This is a genomic window from Helicobacter felis ATCC 49179 (genome assembly GCF_000200595.1).
GTDB lineage: Bacteria > Campylobacterota > Campylobacteria > Campylobacterales > Helicobacteraceae > Helicobacter > Helicobacter felis.
Genome location: NC_014810.2, coordinates 881,371 through 902,324, shown reverse-complemented (window position 1 = coordinate 902,324; position 20,954 = coordinate 881,371). Strand labels below are relative to the sequence as shown.

General features: G+C 45.5%; 21 protein-coding genes. 7 read left to right on the top strand and 14 right to left on the bottom strand.

Annotated elements, in window-relative coordinates; translation table 11 throughout:
• Positions 1-26: 26 nt before the first annotated feature.
• Both ppsA and pepE read left to right on the top strand, forming a co-directional pair.
• Positions 27-2,432, top strand: coding sequence for a pyruvate, water dikinase (ppsA, locus tag HFELIS_RS04590; protein WP_013469368.1), 2,406 nt, complete (start codon positions 27-29; stop codon positions 2,430-2,432).
• The gene (gene pepE, locus HFELIS_RS04585) at positions 2,429-3,121 is read left to right on the top strand and encodes a dipeptidase PepE (RefSeq protein WP_013469367.1); all 693 of its coding nucleotides are present in this window, start codon (positions 2,429-2,431) and stop codon (positions 3,119-3,121) included. The genes ppsA and pepE overlap by 4 nt, the downstream gene beginning before the upstream one ends.
• On the opposite strand, the gene HFELIS_RS04580 is transcribed toward pepE, so the two are convergent.
• The 14 genes from HFELIS_RS04580 to thrS form a co-directional block, all read right to left on the bottom strand.
• A complete protein-coding gene (locus HFELIS_RS04580; RefSeq protein ID WP_049776945.1) occupies positions 3,118-3,915 on the bottom strand; it encodes an outer membrane protein in 798 nt (265 codons plus the stop codon). The genes pepE and HFELIS_RS04580 overlap by 4 nt on opposite strands.
• Before the next feature lie 148 nt (positions 3,916-4,063).
• On the bottom strand, positions 4,064-4,471 hold the full coding sequence (locus HFELIS_RS04575) for an outer membrane beta-barrel protein (RefSeq protein WP_158305098.1): 408 nt from the start codon (positions 4,469-4,471) through the stop codon (positions 4,064-4,066).
• Positions 4,472-4,654: 183 nt separating this feature from the next.
• Positions 4,655-5,674 (bottom strand): RIP metalloprotease RseP, encoded by a 1,020-nt coding sequence (gene rseP, locus HFELIS_RS04565; RefSeq protein WP_013469364.1) that lies wholly within the window; start codon positions 5,672-5,674, stop codon positions 4,655-4,657.
• Complete coding sequence (gene pgsA, locus HFELIS_RS04560; RefSeq protein ID WP_013469363.1) at positions 5,674-6,249, bottom strand: CDP-diacylglycerol--glycerol-3-phosphate 3-phosphatidyltransferase; 576 nt, start codon at positions 6,247-6,249, stop codon at positions 5,674-5,676. The genes rseP and pgsA overlap by 1 nt, the downstream gene beginning before the upstream one ends.
• Positions 6,250-6,258: 9 nt before the next feature.
• Positions 6,259-6,873 (bottom strand): hypothetical protein, encoded by a 615-nt coding sequence (locus HFELIS_RS04555; RefSeq protein WP_013469362.1) that lies wholly within the window; start codon positions 6,871-6,873, stop codon positions 6,259-6,261.
• Between the two features lie 14 nt (positions 6,874-6,887).
• A complete protein-coding gene (locus HFELIS_RS04550; RefSeq protein WP_013469361.1) occupies positions 6,888-7,679 on the bottom strand; it encodes an enoyl-ACP reductase in 792 nt (263 codons plus the stop codon).
• Positions 7,676-8,554 (bottom strand): 4-hydroxy-tetrahydrodipicolinate synthase, encoded by an 879-nt coding sequence (dapA, locus tag HFELIS_RS04545; RefSeq protein WP_013469360.1) that lies wholly within the window; start codon positions 8,552-8,554, stop codon positions 7,676-7,678. The genes HFELIS_RS04550 and dapA overlap by 4 nt, the downstream gene beginning before the upstream one ends.
• 3 nt (positions 8,555-8,557) lie before the next feature.
• Positions 8,558-9,898, bottom strand: a complete 1,341-nt coding sequence (locus HFELIS_RS04540) for a M16 family metallopeptidase (RefSeq protein WP_041302797.1) — start codon at positions 9,896-9,898, stop codon at positions 8,558-8,560.
• A 6-nt stretch (positions 9,899-9,904) separates the two neighbouring features.
• On the bottom strand, positions 9,905-10,945 hold the full coding sequence (gene pyrD / locus HFELIS_RS04535; protein ID WP_013469358.1) for a dihydroorotate dehydrogenase (quinone): 1,041 nt from the start codon (positions 10,943-10,945) through the stop codon (positions 9,905-9,907).
• Entirely contained in the window at positions 10,938-12,959 is a 2,022-nt protein-coding gene (ppk1, locus tag HFELIS_RS04530; RefSeq protein WP_013469357.1) for a polyphosphate kinase 1, read from the bottom strand. The genes pyrD and ppk1 overlap by 8 nt, the downstream gene beginning before the upstream one ends.
• Before the next feature lie 230 nt (positions 12,960-13,189).
• Positions 13,190-13,540, bottom strand: a complete 351-nt coding sequence (gene rplT / locus HFELIS_RS04525; protein ID WP_013469356.1) for a 50S ribosomal protein L20 — start codon at positions 13,538-13,540, stop codon at positions 13,190-13,192.
• A 76-nt stretch (positions 13,541-13,616) separates the two neighbouring features.
• Positions 13,617-13,811 carry a 50S ribosomal protein L35 gene (gene rpmI, locus HFELIS_RS04520; protein WP_013469355.1) on the bottom strand — a complete coding sequence of 65 codons (195 nt, stop codon included), beginning with the start codon at positions 13,809-13,811 and terminating at the stop codon, positions 13,617-13,619.
• Positions 13,812-13,832: 21 nt separating this feature from the next.
• Positions 13,833-14,330, bottom strand: coding sequence for a translation initiation factor IF-3 (infC, locus tag HFELIS_RS04515; protein ID WP_197531894.1), 498 nt, complete (start codon positions 14,328-14,330; stop codon positions 13,833-13,835).
• A gap of 11 nt (positions 14,331-14,341) precedes the next feature.
• The gene (gene thrS, locus HFELIS_RS04510) at positions 14,342-16,180 is read right to left on the bottom strand and encodes a threonine--tRNA ligase (RefSeq protein ID WP_013469353.1); all 1,839 of its coding nucleotides are present in this window, start codon (positions 16,178-16,180) and stop codon (positions 14,342-14,344) included.
• Between the two features lie 282 nt (positions 16,181-16,462).
• Here thrS and recA point away from each other — a divergent pair, with 282 nt between their 5' ends.
• Genes recA through HFELIS_RS04485 form a run of 5 tightly spaced genes read left to right on the top strand, consistent with a single transcriptional unit; the run spans position 16,463 to position 20,876 of the window.
• Complete coding sequence (gene recA / locus HFELIS_RS04505) at positions 16,463-17,476, top strand: recombinase RecA (RefSeq protein WP_013469351.1); 1,014 nt, start codon at positions 16,463-16,465, stop codon at positions 17,474-17,476.
• A gap of 9 nt (positions 17,477-17,485) precedes the next feature.
• A complete protein-coding gene (locus HFELIS_RS04500) occupies positions 17,486-17,737 on the top strand; it encodes a hypothetical protein (protein WP_013469350.1) in 252 nt (83 codons plus the stop codon).
• Positions 17,737-18,333, top strand: a complete 597-nt coding sequence (locus HFELIS_RS04495) for an AMIN domain-containing protein (protein WP_013469349.1) — start codon at positions 17,737-17,739, stop codon at positions 18,331-18,333. Before HFELIS_RS04500 ends, HFELIS_RS04495 begins: the two co-directional genes overlap by 1 nt.
• Before the next feature lie 12 nt (positions 18,334-18,345).
• Entirely contained in the window at positions 18,346-19,968 is a 1,623-nt protein-coding gene (locus HFELIS_RS04490; RefSeq protein WP_013469348.1) for a CTP synthase, read from the top strand.
• Positions 19,968-20,876, top strand: coding sequence for a pseudouridine synthase family protein (locus tag HFELIS_RS04485; RefSeq protein ID WP_013469347.1), 909 nt, complete (start codon positions 19,968-19,970; stop codon positions 20,874-20,876). Before HFELIS_RS04490 ends, HFELIS_RS04485 begins: the two co-directional genes overlap by 1 nt.
• Positions 20,877-20,954 lie beyond the last annotated feature (78 nt).

Below are 20,954 nucleotides of genomic sequence, written 5' to 3'. Positions count from 1 at the left end.
TTCACACCACATCATAAAGGGGTCTTATGCGCTATATCAAATTTTATAAAGAGATCAACAACAAAGACATCAATCTAGTCGGGGGGAAAAATGCGAGTATTGGAGAGATGTTTCAAGAACTCGTGCCCAGTGGGATCAAAGTGCCTAATGGTTTTGCCATTACCAGCGATGCCTATTGGTATCTTTTGGAAAAGGGGGGCATTAAAGCCCAGATTGTAACTTTATTAGAGGGCGTGGATGCGACCGAATTGGATGTGCTCAAAATGCGCTCTAAGCAGATTCGCGATCTCATCTTTGGCACACCCCTACCTGCTGACCTGCGCGATGAAATCCTGCAAGCCTATCAAATGCTTAGCGATGAATACAATATGCGTGAAGCCGATGTAGCGGTGCGTAGCTCGGCTACGGCAGAAGACCTGCCCGATGCCTCTTTTGCGGGCCAACAAGATACCTATTTGAATGTCAAGGGCAAAACCGAACTCATCCACTATATCAAGGCGTGTCTAGCCTCGCTTTTTACCGATCGCGCTATTAGTTACCGCGCTTCTAGGGGCTTTGATCATCTCAAGGTCGCGCTAAGTGTGGGGGTGCAAAAGATGGTGCGTGCGGATAAAGCCAGCGCGGGGGTGATGTTTTCTATTGATACCGAAACAGGCTTTAAAGACGCGATCTTTATCACTTCTTCTTGGGGCTTGGGGGAGAGCGTGGTGGGGGGATTGGTCAATCCGGACGAGTTTTATGTCTTTAAACCCACTCTAGCACAAGGCAAAGAACCCATTATTAAACGCCAGCTAGGCGATAAGAGTAATAAAATTGTCTATGCCTCTCGAGGGAGTGAACACCCCACTAAAACCATTTCCACCACTCCCAAAGAACAACAAAGTTTTTCTTTGAGTGATAGCGATATTTTGAGTTTAGCGCGCGATGCAGCCATCATTGAAGCCCATTACACCAAAGAAGCGGGGCAATACCGCCCCATGGACATCGAATGGGCAAAGGATGGGGATAGCGGAGAGATTTTCATCGTGCAAGCGCGCCCAGAAACAGTGCAGAGTCAAAAGCAGAGCCAAAAGGTGTATGAAAAGTATCACTTCAAAGGCGCGCCCCCTAAAGAAGTATTGCTCACGGGTAAGGCGATTGGGGGCAAGATTGGCATTGGAAAAGTGCGCGTGATCAATAGCCTAGATCACATGAATATCTTTAAGGAGGGGGAGATTTTAGTTACAGATAATACCGATCCGGATTGGGAGCCCATTATGAAAAAGGCGAGCGCGGTGGTTACCAATCGGGGTGGGCGCACCTGCCATGCTGCCATTGTGGCTAGAGAAATTGGCGTGCCCACCATCGTAGGGGCGATTGGGGCAACCGAGTCGCTTTATACGGGCATGGAGGTTACCATCTCGTGCGCACAGGGGGAAACGGGCTATATCTATGCAGGCGCACATGCTTTTGAAGTGGAGCGTATCGCTTTGGATGCCATGCAAGAGCCCAAAACTAAAATTTATCTCAACATTGGCAACCCAGAAAAGGCGTTTAAATTCTCCCAATTACCCAATCACGGCGTAGGGCTAGCGCGCATGGAACTTATCATGCTCAATCAGATCAAAGCCCACCCCCTAGCCCTCGTGGATTTGCACCACAATAAAAGCGTGCCCGAGCGCGATCAGTTGGAAAACTTAATCGCAGGCTATGAGAGTCCTAAAGATTTCTTTGTCAAAAAGATCGCTGAGGGGATGGGGATGATCAGTGCTGCCTTTTATCCTAAGCCGGTGATTGTGCGCACCAGCGATTTTAAGTCTAACGAATACATGCGCATGCTAGGAGGAAGCGCATACGAACCTCATGAGGAAAACCCCATGTTAGGTTTTAGGGGGGCTAGTCGTTATTATTCAGACCTTTATAAGGAAGCCTTTGCGTGGGAGTGTGAGGCTCTATGTATGGTGCGTGAAAAAATGGGACTGAGCAATATGAAAATTATGATCCCCTTCTTGCGCACCATCGAGGAGGCTAAAAAGGTCTTAGAAATTCTGCGCAAAAATGGACTAGAATCGGGCAAAAACGGGCTAGAGATTTATATCATGTGCGAGTTGCCCGTCAATGTGATCTTAGCCGATGACTTCTTGAGCTTATTTGATGGCTTTTCGATTGGTTCGAATGATTTAACCCAACTCACTCTAGGCGTGGATCGAGACGGGCAATTAGTCAGCCATGTTTTTGATGAGCGCAACCCGGTGATGTTGGAGATGTTTAAGCGCGCCATTGAGGCGTGTCAAAAGCATGGCAAGTATTGTGGGATTTGCGGACAAGCCCCCAGCGATTACATCGAAGTAGCAGAGTTTCTAGTCAAGCATGGCATTAGCTCCCTCTCGCTCAATCCTGACTCAGTGATCGCCACTTGGAATCGCATTGTGCAACTAGAAAATCAGGCATGAATTTACTCCTGCTCTCTGGCGCGCTCTATCAGGGCAAGTTTTTAACCTACGCTCTGCCTTGGATTCAAGATTTTATCACACGCCACGAGCTTAAGGGAAAACGCCTCGCTTTAATCGCCTATGGGAGCGTGCTTAGAAGTCAAGAGGAATGCGAAACCAACATGTACGCACTCTTAAAAGATTTTGGCGTGGAAGTAGTGGGCGTGCATCAAGGATTAGAGATTATCCACACCTGCGCGGGTTTTATCATGAATGGAGGGAATAGTTTTAAACTCTTAGAAGGTTTGTATCAACATGATTTATTAGAGGTGATTAGGGAGCGCGTTAAAGCGGGTGTGCCTTATTTGGGCTGGTCGGCTGGATCCAATGTGGCGACTCCTAGTATCCACACCACCAATGACATGCCCATCACTTACCCCCCTAGTTTGCAGGCTTTAAATTTAGTGTCCTACCAAATTAACCCGCATTTTCCTACTAGCTCGGTTCACCATGAGGGCGAGAGTCGCCAAGAGAGAATCGCCGAATTTTTAGCCCTCAATCCTCAAGCGATCGTTTATGGCATGCCCGATGGGGGCGCGTTTTGGGTGCAAGGAGAGCAACATATCCCCCTGCATATAGCTAGCCAACCCTTTTACAAGTTTGCGCACCGCCAACCTTCCCAACTTGTAGAAACCAAACCTGCGGTTTAGAAGTTGTAGATATAGTTCCAATAGAGAGACACATTGCGTCTATAGGTTAAACTTGAACCGCTTAAACTTAAACCTGTCGCCTTATCATCGTGAATTGTAAAATAGGGATCGTCAATAGTAGGGACACGCACACCAAATTCAAAGCCTTGATGTTTGGTAAAGTTAGTTCTAAGACCAACATTGACAATGAATTGCACGAAAGTGGGTGAGAAAGTAGCTTTGCCTCCATCTTGGTTAATTTGTTCTGCCTTGCCACTGTGGTAAGAGGTATGATTCCACCATGAACTCGCCCCAATCGCCACACCGGCAAAACCCCCAAATGTGCGCTTATTTCTTTCATAGAAGTTAAAGAGGGCGTCGATACCCACTCCGCCAAAGACATTAGCAGAGTTTATACCCCTAACAGAACTGGTGAAGTTTGCATAAATAGGGCTATCCCTTCCTATTTGTAGACTAGCTATGCCATAGTAGCGTAACCCAAAATGTTTTTTCTGACCAAAGAATTGTTTGTATCCAACTTGGATGTTTATCCCATAAAGATTACCATTGTAGGTGATGATATTGTTGTTATAGTAAGTGGGGATATGGGTAGAAGAATTGGAGGAGTAGTTTATTACATTTGTACTTACACTTGAAAAATTGGAATACTCAAACCCGCCCTCTACAAATGCGCCATTATCCTCTGCACTTAGAGGGGCTAGAGTAAAAAAGCTTAATGTGCTGGCTAATAAAGTCTTAGAGAGCAGGCGCGTAGCGTTTGCTGTTTGCTGTTTGCTGTTTGCTGAACATACCAAAACTTCCTTTATCAATGTGAAATAAAGATCAGAATAATAGCACCTATCAAGCTTTAATTTGATTAAACTTATTGAGAAAGTTTGTAAGGGACGATGTCTTTTTGGTGGCAGTTGCGCAAAGTTCCCCAGCATGTCCCCCATGTGTAATTCACAAACACAACAATATCTCTATAAGTTTTATAACTCCTAATTGTAGGGATGCGATCTTCTGCCATTTGATGCGTTTATTCCATTTGTAGCTCCCATTTAGAGCTCTTGTATAAGCGTATGTAAAGCGCAAACCCACATTGATCATAAATTGGAAATTGGCATAGGAGTTGTTGGGCAACTTCCAAACACTCCCCCCACCAGCTCCCCCCACAAAGCCCCCAAAAGTCCATGTGGTGTTGTCTAGGAAATTAAAGAGTAAGTCGAGAGCACCCCCTGCAAAGTAATTTTGCAAGGTGTTATGGTTACCAAATTGGCGGTTAAAAAGGGCGTAGAAGCGCATTCCAAAAGGGCTACTCTTGGCGCAATAGGGGCTATTCTTAGATTTTTTTTGGCATAAAAAACTCATCCAACCCATTTCTACATCGCCCCCATAAAGATGTTCTTTTTTAAGGGGGGGAGCGTGGAGAGTAAAGGCGCATACTGAAAACCACCCCCTAAAAAAATACCCGAATCCTCAGCTCTCAAGGGTGCGTAAATCGACACAACAAGGCTAGCTAAAAGAGTTTTACAGAGGTGAAATTTTGAAGGGTTAGCCTGCCAAGCGGCGCACATCGTTAAACAAGCCTAGAGCCATCAAGGCGATGAGTAAAGCTATGCCTAGCAAATTGAGCTTTTCTAAATGCTCGCTTTTGAGCTTACGCTTAGTAAGGCTTTCATAGAGCACGATGACCATCTGCCCTCCATCTAGCACGGGAATGGGCAAAAGATTTAACACCCCTAAATTGATCGAAATAAAAGCAACACTCAAGAGTAAGGCTAGATTTTGTTGGTGTGCCATAAAATCCACAATCCCTACTACCGAGCTAATTTCAGACACACTCACCACGCCTATAAAAAGTTTTTCAATCCCTTTAAAAATCAGCGCGCACATATCCACAAGCTGGCCAAAAGCGCGTTGTGTGGATTGCAAAAACCCATAGCGTATCCATATCTGCTCTTTAGATGGGGCGATGCCTATAAGTTTGGTTTGCACGCTCTCTTTAAAGGCGTTTTGCGTGGTTTTGAGGGTGGGGGTGAGGGTGATATGGAGGAGTTGATCGCGCTGAATTTGTAGTGTAATAGCCCCTTGTGTGCGCTGGATGGCTTGATAAAGAGATTCCCAATCCTTAATGGCTGTGCCATTCACGGATACAATGCGATCCCCTACTTTGATTCCACTTTTGATAGCGGGCATCTCAGGGGCGAGTGCGCCCACCACAGGGGCTAAACTGGCATGCCCTACCAAGCCTACGCCCAGATAAATCCCAAAGGCAAGCAAGAGATTAAAGAGGGGACCCATGCTTAAGATAACGAGCTTTTTATAAAAAGGTTGGTTAGGGTAGCTCTTTGGATTCTCTATAGGGTTTTCTTGAAGTTTGACATAGCCTCCTAGCGGGATCACAGAGAGAGCGTATTGGGTGTTGCCCAAGTGTTTAGCCCAAAGTTTGCGCCCAAAACCGATACTAAAAACTTCCACTCCCACCCCGCACACACGCGCTGCTACAAAATGCCCCAATTCGTGGAAGAAGATCAAAAAGCCTAAAGCTATAATGGAGGCAAGCCAGCCCACTAAACTTCCAAAGTCCGCACAAGGCGGTAGTATTTGATCACATAATCCATACCCGAATAGAGGGTAGCAAAGAGGGCAAGGGCAACTAAATAATACCCCACGACCACACTGCCCAAGTGCAGGTCCGCCAAAAGAGAGCTGATGGCAATAATTTGTAAGAAAGTTTTATATTTGCCCAAACGACTCACTGCAATGCTTTTACCCATGTTGGAGACGGAGATTCTCAAACCTGCGATGAAAAACTCTCGCCCTAAGATTACAAAGGGAACCCACGGATTGATGCGATCTAAGTAGAGCAAACCTAAAAAGGCAGCCAAGATGAGGATTTTATCGGCGAGGGGGTCAAAGATTTCTCCAAACAAGGTTTTGAGGTGGTAATTTCTAGCGATATAGCCGTCTAAAAAATCCGTGAGCGCGGCACCCAAGAAGATCGACGATTCGATGTAGTTGGCATAAAGTGTGGATAGCTTGAATACCGATTCCCCATGCAAAATAAAAAAGAGCAAAAAAATCGCTAGGAAAATGCGTAGGATGGTTAGAATATTGGGGATATTGCGGGCAAATTTGGCTAGCATAAATGCCTCTTAAGGGCAACTAATTTGTTTGAGTCGCACAAAACCCAGCATAATCATGCCCCAACCTGCTAATGCCCCCAACGCCCCCAACGCCCCCACTCCAAAAATGACAATTCTATATACGTGTGCATTCCCTAAAATTGCCCCCACAGATAAAATGAACGCAAAACACAGCCCTATAACCAACACTCCGCGCTTGAATAAGGGGTCTTGGGTTACGCGTGTGAGCTCTGCACACAAGCAGTAACTATAGTAAGCATAAAAAACTAAGGTTAAAAACTTGAGCAACGCCATACCTACAATATCTACAATGCTTTTAGACAACAACAACCCACACAAGGATAAAAGCGCGTCAGCAATATAAGGAAAGGCGGCATACCTAAACAGCAAGAGATTACGGCTCACCTTTGCTAGTTTGTAATAGCCTACTACTTGGGCTATAAACATGGTGAGCCATAAAAAAAGATAAGACTTGAAAATCGCGAGAAGTCCTTTGAAGTCTAAGAACCAAGAGAGCAAGCCGATAGAAACAGCGAGCCAAAGCACCAACCCCAACGACATCGCAACAAGGATATATCTCCTAGCACTTTGGAGTTCGGGACTATTCTCTATAAAAATGGTCATACAAGGATCAACCCTTATTTAAAGGTTGTGCCACCATCTACAACGATTGTTTGTCCAGTTAGCCACGCGCTCTGAGTCGGGTCGCATAAAAAATACACTGCACCGGCTAAATCTGTAGGATGCCCCATGCGCTTTAAGGGAGATTGTTCTTCTACTTTTTGCTTAATTTCTGCATAGTCTGGGAAGGCTTTGAGCGCATCCGTATCAATAGGCCCTCCACTTACCGCATTCACGCGGATTCCAAACTCGCCCAAGTCTGTAGCGGCGTATTTAACCATGGTTTCCACTGCATTTTTGGAATTACCATGTCCGGCATAATTGGGCATATAGACTAGGTTGCCTGTAGAGCTCAAAGAAACGATCGCTCCCCCGCCTACAAGCTTCATGCGTTTGGCGGCCTCTTGTGCTCCCACGACAAAGGCTAGCACGGTGGCGGTGTAGATATTGTTTAGACCCTTAGGCTTGAGACGCATAAAGGGAGCAAACCCCCCTACCACAGAGCGCCCATAGATGATCGCATTAGAAACAAAGCAATCCACGCGATCAAAATCTGTATCAATTTGCTTAAACAGATCAATATATTGTTCAGGTTCTAAAATATCTAAGCGGTAGGGCTTGGCTTTTACCTTATAAGTCGCTTCAAGATCGGTGGCGATTTTGGTGGCCTCTTCCTCGTTTTTATTGTAAGTGAACGCTACATTGACTCCATTTTGGGCAAATCTATAAGCAATTGCCTTACCAATTCCGCGTGTCGCTCCACTCACCACTAAGGTTTTACCCCGCATGGTTTGCTCTGATACATTCATGCCAATACCTCGTATTTCTCTAAGATGGTTTCTAAATAATGTAAATTTTCTACGCTAGGAGCCACTAGGGGAAGTCGGTAAACTAGATGAGGAAGCAAGCCTGCCATGTGCATTGTTGCTTTGATAGGAATGGGGTTAGTTTCACAGAAGAGAGCTGTATTGATGTCATAAAGCTCTGTTTGGATCGCGCGCGAAGTGGCTAAATCCCCTTTGAGCGCGCTTTGCACCAATGCAGAAATTTTATTAGGGAGTAAATTCCCCGTTACAGAAATCACCCCCACACCCCCACAAGCCATAATGGCATGGTTGAGTTTATCCTCACCGCTGTAGATTAAAATCCCTTCAGCAAAGCGATCCAAATCGGGCAATCTTTGCATCATCCCGGAGGCCTCTTTGATCCCCACGACATTTTTGACCTCTTTAAAAAGTCTAGCTGCGGTTTGTGTGGCAATTTGCACCCCTGTGCGCCCGGGCACATCATAAAGAATTAAAGGAATTTCTACAGAGTTAGCAATAGCTTTATAGTGCTCAAAAAGTCCTTGCTGAGTGGGGCGGTTGTAGTAAGGACTCACGCATAAAATCCCATCTGCGCCTACTTTCTGGGCGAAAGTAGCCAACATGATCGACTCGCTGGTCGCGTTGCTCCCCACACCGGCCAAAACCTTGACCCCTTTAGGTTTACACACCTCAATGGCGATTTCAATACAACGCATGTGCTCTTGATGGGTCAGAGTTGCCGATTCGCCAGTGGTGCCCACAGGCACGCACGCGTCCATACCCTGTTTAATCTGACGCTCGATGAGTTTGGCGTAGGTCAGCTCATCGACTTGTAAATCCGCTTTAAAGGGGGTGATTAAAGCACTCAGAGCATTCATATTTTAAGGCTTAAGCACGACACTACTATAGACATTATCGCGGAAGTATTCATTGGCGACACGGACAATATCTTTAACCTCCAACGCGTCAAACTGGGCTTGGTATTCTGCAATATCTTTAATATCTCCTTGTGTGAGATATTCGGCAAAGATTTCAGCCACATCTGAGGAATCTTCCAAGCTGGCGATGAAATCTGCGCGGTGATTTACTTTAACTTTATCTAGTTGCTGTTGGGTGATTCCGCCATGTTTGATTTGATCTAGGATGTTTAAGATTTCTTGCTTGATTTTGAGAGCTTCTACATTTTGGTTAGCCCCTGCAATAAACAAGAACACGCTCGCGTCTTTGAGCTCCATATTTTGGGCAAATACCTGAGAAGCCAAACGCTTTTGATCAACCAAATCTTTTTTAAGCAAACTGCTATCGCCCTGAGTGAGCAATTTGGCTAAAGCGTTGAGGGCTACTTGATCTTTGTGGGCAAAAGGAGGGACTTTATAGCCAATGGCCAACCACTCTAAAGAAAGGTCTTGTTTGTGGATAGTGGTTTCTCTCAAGCCATTTTGTAAAGGCTCTTGCATATACACCCCGGGGATGTTGCTAGCCGTGTTGTTTTTGATAGGGCCAAAATGCTTTTTGGCTTGTTCAAAAACTTGTTTGGGGTCTAAATCCCCCACTACAAGCACGATAGCATTTTTAGGTTGGTAATACAAGGAGTGAAAATCTTTAATATCCTTGAGCTTCCAATTTTTGATGTCTTCCATAAAACCGATGGGAGTCCAATGGTAAGGGTGGTACACAAAAGCGGTATTGAAAAAGCGGAAATACAAATAGCCCAAAGGAGAGTTATCTGTGCGCCATAATCTCTCTTCGGCAACAACCTCTCTCTCGGGCAAAAATTCCTCTTCTTTAAGTTGCAAAGACCCCATCATTTCCGCAAAAAGCTCTAAGGATTTATCTAAATGCGTGTTGCTCGCCTTGATAAAATAACGGGTGTAATCAAAGCTAGTAGAAGCGTTGCTCACCCCTCCAAAACCCTTTACAATCGCATCAAATTCGCCCTCTTTTAAATGCTTAGTGCTTTTAAAATTCATGTGTTCGAGCATGTGGGCGATCCCACTTTTACCCATCATCTCATTGCGCGAACCCACTTTGTAGAGCACATCTACCTCGATCACCCCGCTTTTATTGGCCAAGGGCACAGCGACAACCTGTAAACCATTGTCTAAAGTCGTGCTGTAGTATTTAGGCAAAAGCGCACAAGATGGGCATTTCTGTTCTGTTGCATCAGCCATGAACGCTCCTAATAAAATTAAGATTGAAACCCGCAAAATCCACAACAACATTCCTAATCACCGCCCAATCCCGATAGCCTCTTTTAAGGAGGCTAGAGAATCTCTTTGGAGTAATTTTACTATATCTTGATTGATTTGTCTACAGATCAGCGGGCCTTGATAAATAAAACCCGTGAAAACCTGCACAAAATGCGCGCCCATTTTAATCCGCGTATATGCCTCTTGCGCGCTATCAATCCCCCCTACAGAAACCAAAATCGCCTTTCCAAAAAATGCCTGTGCAATGTGCTTAAAAACTTCTCGGCTCTTAGCTTTTAAAACTTGCCCACTAATCCCCCCCACACTCTTAGCCCCGGGCAAAAGGCTATATTCCATTGTGGTATTGGTCGCGATAATCCCATGTGCGCCATGTTCAAGCGCGCTAGCACAGACTTTTAAAAGCGCATCACTGGGCAAATCGGGGGCGACTTTTAAAAAAAGTGGCTTGTGTGTGAGCGCGCGCGCCATGCTAAAAAGTTCGCCCACAAAGGCGTTATTTTGCAAGTCTCTAAGATTGGGCGTGTTGGGCGAGGAAAGATTAAAAACATAATAGTTGCCCACTCCTAGGCTTGTTGTTAGCACGCTTTGATAATCTTCTAGGGCTTTTTCTAGGGGGGTGTCTTTATTTTTGCCCACATTGACTCCCACAAGACAATTTAAAGGACGCACACGCTCTAAGCGTTGCACTAGGCGTGTGATACCCTTGTTATTAAATCCCATCGCATTTTGCAAGCTCTCTTGTTCAGGAAATCTAAATAAACGGGGCTTAGGGTTGCCATATTGAGGGCGCGGGGTGGCCGTGCCCACCTCAACCCCTCCAAAACCTAGCTGATTTAACCCAGCTAGCATGGTGGCGTCTTTATCAAACCCGGCCGCTAGACAGATAGGATTGGGCATGCGCATACCTAAAATCTCATTTTCTAGCATGGGATGTTGGTAGGGGCGCGCTAGCCAAGGACATCCACTTAAAAACTTCAAGCCCTGCTCGGCTAAGGCGTGCGCACTCTCAGGTTCCAACGCAAACAAAAGCTTTTTGGCCACATCATAAACTCTAGCCATGCGCTTTTTCCACCTCCTGTTCGAAAAAAGCCTGCGCATCAAAACAGACATCCTCGCATGGGGTTTTGCTATAAGTGCCATCGGGCTCTAGCGCATAAGACTGGGCAGTATCTCTAAGCTGGGTATGCAAAATATGAAATAATTTACGCTGGATTGTCTTAGAGGGGGCAGGAATTAGCAACTCTACGCGTTTGTCTAAATTGCGTGTCATCATATCCGCACTAGAAAAGTAGAGTTTAGCAGGGTCGTGGGCAAAGTAGTAAATACGAGCGTGTTCTAAGTATTTGCCCACAATGGAATAAACGCGGATATTTTCACTCATGCCCTCTACTTGAGGACGCAAACAACAAATGCCCCGAATAATAAGATCGATCTTCACTCCCGCACGCGACGCTTCGTAGAGGTCTTGAATAATGTCCGGATCGACTAAGGCGTTAGCCTTTAGAATAATACGCCCCCTTTCTTTAAAGCGCATTTCTGCTTGAATGAGATTGTGCATTTGATCGCGAATCTGTCTGGGTGCCATAAAGAGAGTTTGTAGATGCGTTTTGCCAGACACTCCTGTGCTAAGAGAGTGGAATAACTTTAAGACATCATAAGCAATCTGTCTATTGGAGGTAAGCAGACTGATGTCTGTATAAACTTTGGCTGATTGGATATTGTAATTACCCGTGCTCAAATGCACATACTCTTTAATTTGATCCCCTACTTTGCGCACCACAAGGGCGAGTTTGGCATGCACTTTCAACTTAGGTAAGCCATAAATGACATGCGCACCAGCATCCTCTAACTCTCTAGCCCAATGTAAATTATTTTCTTCATCAAAGCGCGCTTTGAGTTCTACAAGCACGCTCACTTGTTTATGGGGAGCAGCTTCTGTCAATGCCTTCACAAGGGGAGATTCCTTACCCACACGATAGAGAGTCATGCGGATAGAGAGCACTTGCTCGTTCTTGGCTGCATCTTGGATAAATTGCACAATGGGATCAAAGCTCTCATAAGGGTGGAAGAGAAAAATATCTTGTTTATCCAGCAGATCAAACATATCCGCATGATTTTCCAAATCACTTAAAGGGGGGAGCACCTTAGGATGAAAAGTGGGGGCTTTGAGCGCGCTATACCCTTTGGCATTCACTAATTCCCATAAAGAACCCAAGTTTAATAGAATATGGCTTTTATAGACATCCACCCCGGGCATTTTATGTTTCACAAATTCTAGTAATTTTTCATGCGACCCGCTCACTTCCAAGCGCACCACATCGCCCCGATTACGCGTCCTCAAACCCTTGCTAACCAACTCCGCTAAATCATGCCCCTCATCCTCGATAATCTCCATATCCGCATCGCAGGTTACTCTAAAAACCATGCTAGCCAACACATCATGTTTTTCAAAAAGCAGAGGGGCAAATTCGCGCACCACTTCCTCAACAGGGACAAACAATCCTTTTTCCACTTCTACAAAACGCTTGACTACCGCAGGGATTTTAATAATTCCGTAGATTTTATGCGCATGTTTGTAGCGTTTTAAACTCAGCACCAACCCAAAGCTTAAATTACTTAAAAAAGGAAAAGGGCGCGCTGAATCTAGCACGATGGGCACGACTAAAGGGTAAAGGGTATCTTCAAAGTAATCTTGCAATTTGTTTTGATGTTTTTGACAAAGCTCCTGCACCCCATCCACTAAGCACAAACCCGCATCGGCTAGTTTTTCCTTGAGGTGCAAAAATTGCTCCTGCACCACGTGTTGCTCGGTGCGCAAATAGTGGTGGATGCTCTTAAGCTGTTCGTCATGACTCATTTGACCAGCCCCCACCTTAAGCCCACCCTCCTCACTCAAGTGCTTAAGTCCAGCCACGCGAATCATGTAAAACTCGTCTAAATTCGTGCCATAAATTGCTAAGAACTTCAGACGCTCTAAAAGAGGTAGCCTAGTATCGCAAGCTTGATCTAAAACCCGCGTGTTAAATTGTAGCCATGAAAGTTCTCGGTTGAAAAATAAACGCCCCAAACCCATGCCAAAACTTTACTGTATTGATAGGCTTATTTTACAATATTAGGGTTAATCAACGAGTAATCTCATTCAAGTAATTTCAGGTAGCATTTTTAAAAATGGAATGTAGAGATTTTTAAACAATTCTTTAGATCGTAAAACAACGCTTACTAGCTGAAGGATGGGGCGCATTAGCAAAGCGCGTGAAGGTAAAATTACTAAAAATACTCGGCGCGCATTAACGCGCCTTTGAGTTAAAGATGCACTTTAACTTGCTCTAATAACGCGCTAAAAGCGTGCGCGTCTGACATCGCCATATCCGCTAAGACCTTACGATCGAGCTCGATATTTGCGCTCTTTAAAGCGTGCATGAACCTAGAATAACTCGTATTGTGCATGCGACATGCCGCATTGATACGCACAATCCACAGACTTCTAAAATCGCGCTTTTTCTGCTTGCGATCCCTAAAGGCATAGCATAAACTGCGTTCTAATTGTTCTTTGGCTTTTCTAAAATGCTTACGGCGTCCGCTATAAAACCCGCGCGCTAGTTTTAAGACTTTTTTGTGGCGGCGGCGGCGCACCACACCGGTTTTAACTCTCATAATTTTCCTTTACCTTATAGGTGTGATTTAGATCAAACTTTCCCTGTTTGTGCAAAAGGCACGCAAGGGGGATTTACTACGCTTTACACAACATGCTAGCTACAGAATGCAAATTCGTAGGGTGCACATAGTGGGGGCTATTGAGATTGGCTTTTCTCTGAGGGCTTTTTTTAGTCAAAATATGGCTTTTAAAAGCACTCCCACGCTTGATCAAGCTCTTTTTCACCTTGAAGCGTTTGGCTGCCCCACGATTGGTTTTCATCTTAGGCATGTCTTCTCCTTTCTGTTAAATTTACTTTTTTTGAGGCACGAAGAGCCACATCACAAAACGCCCCTCTGTCTTGGGTTCTTTTTGCGCGTCCGCAATATCGCTCATCATCGCATGCACGCGTTGCAGGACATCTAAACCCGCTTTAGGGTCGTGACTCTCTCTTCCACGCAAGACCACTTTAAATTTGACATGCTTGCCCTCCTCTATAAACTCCCTAGCGTGTTTGACTTTGTAATTGATGTCGTTTTGGGCGATCTGGGTGGAGAGTTTGATCTCTTTGATCTCGATCTGCTTTTGTTTCTTTTTAGCTTCTTTGAGTTTTTTCTCGGCTTGGTAGCAGTATTTGCCATAGTCCATCACTCTGCACACGGGGGGTTTAGCATTCGCACTAATGAGCACTAAATCTAAGCCCTTGTTGCGTGCGATTTTTAACGCCTCTGCTGCGCTGATAATGCCAAATTGCTCGCCTCCATCGCCCACGCAACGCACTTCTCTAAAGGAGATCGCGTCATTCAACAAGACATCCTTACTCAAAAACTAACCTCTTGCATTTTCTCTTGACACATGTTGATAAACTCCTTGCTGTCCATAGTGTATTGTTCTCCTAAAGCGCGATCGCGAATAGCTAGGGCATTCTCCTGGGTTTCTTTAGCCCCTATCACCGCAATCAGGGGCACTTTTTGTTTTTCTAAGGTGCGGATACGCTTGGCTAAACTCTCATTTTTGTTTGCCACTTCTGCAAAAATGCCTGCATGGCGTAGTTGGGTGCAAAGGTCTTGTGCGTAATCGTGTTGGTCTGCAGAAATGGGCACGAGCGCGACCTGCACGGGTGCAATGAAAAATGGGAAATTTCCGCCATAGTGTTCTGTAAGCACGGCGATAAAACGCTCAAACGATCCTAAGATGGCGCGGTGAATCATCACAGGCATTTCTGGGCTGTCTTGTTCGCTCGCATAACTGAGATGAAAACGCGCGGGTAGATTCATATCCACCTGCACGGTGCCACACTGCCATTTGCGCCTAATCGCGTCCGTGATTTTGATGTCAATCTTAGGTCCATAAAATGCCCCCCCGCCCTCATCGACCTTAAAGGGCACACCCTGTTCCTCTAGGGCCTCTTTAAGCGCGCTAGTGGCTTGCTCCCACACCTCATCGCTCCCGATGTATTTAGTAGGCTTGGTGGAGAGCTCCATTTCATAATCAAAGCCAAAAGCTCCCATCACCCTTTTAGTGAAGGCTAAAATCGCTTGCACTTCTGCTTTGATCTGATCAAAACGGCAGAAAATGTGCGCATCATCTTGGGTGAATTCACGCACCCTCAAAAGTCCATGCAAAACCCCGCTTTGCTCATGCCTATGCACCACCCCGTATTCATAAAAACGCAAGGGGAGATCGCGATAAGAGCGCAGAGCGTGCTGATAGACCTTGATATGCCCCACACAATTCATAGGCTTAATGCCGTATTCCACCTCATCAATGGTCGTAAAATACATGTTTTCTTTGTAATTTTCATAATGCCCGCTGATCTTCCACAAGCTACTCTTAAGGATTTCAGGACCGCGCACGGGCTCATACCCACTACGCAACAATGCCACACTCAATAAATCCTCTATACGCTTACGCAAACGCATACCATTGGGTAGCCAAATTGGCAAACCTGCCCCCACTTCCTCATCAAATCTAAAGAGTCCTAATTCCTGCCCTAATTTGCGGTGATCGCGCTTTTTAGCTTCTTCTAATTGAGTTAAATAGTCTTTTAGACTCTGCTTGGTGGCAAAGGCGATTCCATAAATGCGCTGTAACATCTCTTGGCTAGCGTCTCCTCCCAAGTAAGCTCCAGCCAGCTTAGTGAGTTTGAAGTGCTGTAGAAACTTTGTATTGGGTAAGTGGGGACCCCGACACAAATCCTCAAACTCCCCTTGCGCGTAAATGCTCAATTTGTCATCGGGGATATTGGCCATCACGGCTCGTTTAAGAGAGTCATTTTTAAAGCGTTGCTGGGCTTCTTGGCGGCTACAATAGCTTTTAGTAATGGGGTGGGCGCGCTTGGCGATTTCTAACATCCTAGCCTCAATGCGCGCTAAATCTTCCTCTGAAATCTTGGTTTGGGTTTTAAAATCGTAGTAAAAGCCCTCTTCTACCACAGGACCGACAAAAAATTGTGCATCGGGGTAGAGTTGTGCAATGGCTTGTGCCATCAGGTGCGCGCAGGAATGGCGCAGAATTTCTAAAGCCTCTTGACTTTCCCCAAATAAGATAGCTTGTGCGCCCGCTACCGGTTGCCCTTCTTGCAAGAGTCCTAACTCTTGCGCACTCTGCATATCGTAAATCACCTCTGCCTTTTTAACCCCTATAAGTTCGCCTGACAATGATATTTCCTTTTAAACATTTAACACTTTAACATCCGCTTGAACCAAAACCACATTGCACCTGCGAGTCCACTTTTTCAGCTTGCGGATCTTGCATAGGTTGCAAACACCCTACCAAACATAGCGCACACACAAACCCTAGCAACCTCAGCATGGACTCCCTGAAAAATGCAAAAAAATATGCCCGATTTTGCCACATCTTAAGTTAAATATTTCTTTATTTCACTAAGTTAGTTTTAGCAATACTTTTGTTAGAATGGCAACTTTTACTAAGGGGAACACATGGACGAACAAAAACAAAAAGCCTTAGACTTGGCCATCAGACAAATTGATAAAACCTTTGGCAAGGGTGCGTTGATGCGTTGGGGGGATAAAGAAATTGAGCCTATTGAGGCCACTTCTACGGGCTCTTTGGGTTTAGATATGGCGCTAGGTATTGGGGGTGTGCCTAGGGGGCGCATCATAGAAATTTATGGCCCTGAATCAAGTGGAAAAACAACACTCACTTTGCATGTCATTGCACAAGCGCAAAAAGAGGGAGGAGTCTGCGCCTTTATTGATGCCGAACATGCCCTAGATGTCGAATATGCCAAGAAGCTAGGCGTGGATGTGGATAATTTGCTCATCTCTCAGCCAGATACCGGTGAAGAAGCCCTAGAGATTTTAGAAACTCTAGCGCGCAGTGGAGCCGTGGATGTGATCGCGGTAGATTCTGTAGCCGCACTCACTCCCCGCGCGGAGATCGAGGGAGATATGGGAGATCAACATGTGGGTTTGCAAGCGCGCTTGATGAGTCAGGCCTTGCGCAAGATCACGGGCGTATTACACAAAATGAACACTACTCTTATTTTTATCAACCAAATCCGCATGAAAATTGGCATGATGGGCTATGGTAGTCCAGAAACCACCACCGGGGGCAATGCGTTAAAATTCTACGCTAGTGTGCGCTTGGATATTCGCCGTATCGCTACCCTCAAGCAAAACGATCAATCTATAGGCAATCGCGTCAAAGTAAAGGTTGTTAAAAATAAAGTCGCTCCGCCTTTCAAAGAGGCAGAATTTGATGTGATCTATGGCGAGGGGATTAGCCGTGTTGGCGAGTTGATTGATTACGGAGTGAAATTGGAGATTGTGGAGAAAAATGGCGCATGGTTTAGTTACCAAGATAAAAAATTAGGGCAGGGCAAGGAAGCTTCTAGGTTGCTACTCAAAGAAAATCCAGAATTAGCCCTAGAAATTGAAGCAAAGATTAAAGAAAAATTGCATTTTTCTCAGAAAACCCCATCTCTCTCTTAAAGGATTGCCATGTTTTTAACTTTGTGGCAATTGACTTATTTGTACCGCTATGTACTCATGGGTTTTGCGGGGCTTGTTCTTTTAGGGCTTTATATCGGAAATTTATTGTTTGGAGACACTTCCTTTGAAGTGCTCAACACTCTTAAAGAAAAACAAGCGAGTTTGCAAGCTAGCGCGCAAAATCTGCGGTATGAAAACGCTAAATTACAAAAACAACTCTTTGAACTCAAAGAGCTTGAACCCCGCTTAAGTACACCTTGATGCGCACTTTATTTATTCTGATTGTATTTGCCCTGCATTTGCTTGTTGCTAGAGATGATCCCTTTGAGCCTGCTAAGAAGATGGACAATCACCTAGATATGTTTGATGAAAATGTGGCCGATTATTTTAAATCTATCAAGTTTACCCTCCCTACTACTGCGCGCGTACTTACCAAGATCACCATCACTTATCAAGACCTTGATGCTTCCATTCATACCAAAGAGATCAATATTGGCCAACGCATCGATTGGCACTATCCCTTAAGAATTACCCAAGAAAAGGCGTTTTTACAGCCCGAAGAGAGCACCTATCAGATCGCAAACTTCACTTTTTGGATTCGCGAGAATAAGCTATACCTACGCACCACCTCTAAAATCCAGCGATCTTTTATTTTGCTCGATCCTTATCGCATCGTGATTGATATTGATCGCGAAGAACCCACGCTAAGAGAAACCCTTAAGATTTACAAGAAACGGGTCAATGAAGTGGTGCTCACAACTCACACCAATTTTTATAGATTTGCCATCGCTCTTGATGGACGCTATAGCTATAAAATTGCGCAAAAAAACAATTATCTCATCGTTACTCTCTATTAGAAAAGGATCGCTATGGCAACCAAATTTATTTTTATCACAGGGGGGGTATTGAGTTCTTTGGGCAAGGGTGTAGCCTCTAGTTCTCTAGCCCACTTGCTTAAACTCTGTAATTTTAAGGTGGATATTCTCAAAATCGACCCCTATATCAACATTGACCCGGGAACCCTAAGCCCCTTTGAGCATGGCGAAGTCTTTGTAACTGCGGATGGGAGTGAAACAGATTTAGACATCGGACATTACGAACGCTTTTTGAACAAAGATTTTTCCAAAGAAAACAACTTCACCACCGGGCAAATCTATCTAAGCGTGATCGAAAAAGAGCGCGAGGGCAAGTATCTAGGCAAAACTATACAGGTGATCCCCCATATTGTAGATGAGATCAAAGAGCGGATCTTAAAGCTAGGCGAGGGAAAAGATTTTCTCATTGTAGAAGTGGGGGGCACTGTGGGGGATATTGAGGGCATGGTGTATTTAGAAGCGATAAGAGAGCTTAAGAACACTTTAGGACGCACGCGCGTGGCTAATGTGCATGTAAGTCTAGTGCCCTACATTCCCACCAGTCAGGAACTCAAAAGCAAACCTACCCAGCACTCCATTATCGAGTTGCGCCGCTTGGGAGTGAGCGCACATATCATCTTGGCGCGCTGTAGCCAGCCCTTAAGTCTTGAGCTCAAGAGAAAGATTGCCAGTAGTTGCGATGTGCCTGTAGAGAATGTCATCGAGGCTAGGGATGTGCCTAGCATTTACGCCTGCCCTTCAGAATATCTCAAAGAGGGTTTGTTAGAGGCGATCTGCACCCATTTTAATATCCAAGCCCAACCAGACACCCAAAAACTGCAAGTATGGGACAACCTCGTAACCCATATCCTCAACCCCAAGCGCACGATCAAAATCGGCTTTGTGGGTAAGTATGTGCATTTGGTCGAATCCTATAAAAGCTATTTAGAGAGCATGGTTTGTGTGGGCGCGCATTTGCAGGTAAAAGTCGAAGTGGTCTTTATTAATAGCGAAGAGCTGGAATTGCAAGAGGGCGAAACAGAAGCACATTTGCGCGCGCGTGTGGCTACAGCCCTAGATCATCTACAAGGTATTTTAGTGCCCGGGGGCTTTGGGACGCGCGGGATTGAGGGGATGATCAACGCCATCACGCACGCCCGCACGCACCATATCCCCTTTTTAGGGGTGTGTTTGGGAGCGCAGTTGATGGTGGTTGAGTTTGCAAGGCATGTTCTAGGTTTGCACGGAGCGCATTCGAGCGAATTTGATCCTAAATGCGCGCATCCGGTGGTGCATTTGCTAGAGAGTCAGGAGAATATCACCCACAAGGGTTCTAGCATGCGCTTAGGCACGCACACCATCGCGCTCAAAGAGGGCTCGCCCATTGCGAAGGCTTATGGCGCGCTGGAAGTCCAAGAACGCCACCGCCACCGCTACACCATCAACAAGGCTTATGTAGAATCCTACGCCCAGCATGGTTTAGAAGTGGTGGCACACAGCCCCCAAGATCAGCTCATAGAAGGGCTAGCCCTCCCTGCAGAGAAGTTTTTTATAGGAGTCCAATACCATCCCGAATTTACCTCCCGCCTCATTGCTCCTAATCCTCTCTTTAAGGCTTTTGTGCAAGCCTGCTTGTAATGCCCTTTGTGCGCGAAGTCTTTGAGATTTCCACCCCTACACCAGCGTGGCGCTTTGTCGCGCAAGTGTTAAACTGCAACCCCGCGCGCGCCCAAAGCCACATTGATCGGGGGCGTTTGCGCACTCTTGAGGGGGTGCGGGTGGGCAAATCCGCGCACATAGTCGGTCAAGTTGCTCTATTACACTTTAAAGCCTCAGAGTCTGCAAATTTACACCCTATCTTTAGCAGTCCTTATTTTGACATCTACTACAAGCCTAAAAATCTCTACTCTCACCCTAAAAATTACAAGAGTCATAGTCTTTATGAAAGCGTGTATGCGCATAACCCTGAGGCGCGCCTCATCCACCGCCTCGATTATGAGACCAGCGGATTAGTGATGGTGAGTACACAGAAGCGTTATGAAAACGCATTAAGAGAGCTTTTTAGCGCGCGTCAAATTAAAAAAACTTATGAGGCATGGGTGCAGGGGGATGTGCGCGCTTACGCACAAGGTCCTTTTAGTGTGATCTTAAGAATTTTAGAACCCAAGATCAAGATCAAGCACGCGGATTTGGCCATCCGTTGCCAGATTGCCAAAGAGGGCAAGCCTAGCGCGACCACTATAGAAATTTTAAACTTTTGTCCTCACACCCAGCGCACACACCTTAAAATCACTCCCCTAAGCGGGCGCACGCATCAAATCCGCCTGCACTTGAGCGCGCTAGGTTTCCCCATTGTGGGCGAACCGCTCTATACAGACGACGCGCACGCACGCGCCTATTTAGATGCCAAAAAAGCAGATTTTCAAGGCAGCTTTAAGTCCCTGCAAACCCAACTCGCCTTAGAAGCTATAGAGTTAAAATTTAGCCTTTTTGGTTTGAGGTATGGGATTAGTTGCTCTTATTACAATAAGAGGACTGACATTTAATGAATCTCTCTAGGATTTTAATAATAGATTTTTGCAACGAAGGATTATTATGGAGAAAGCAATATGGAATTAAGAGCA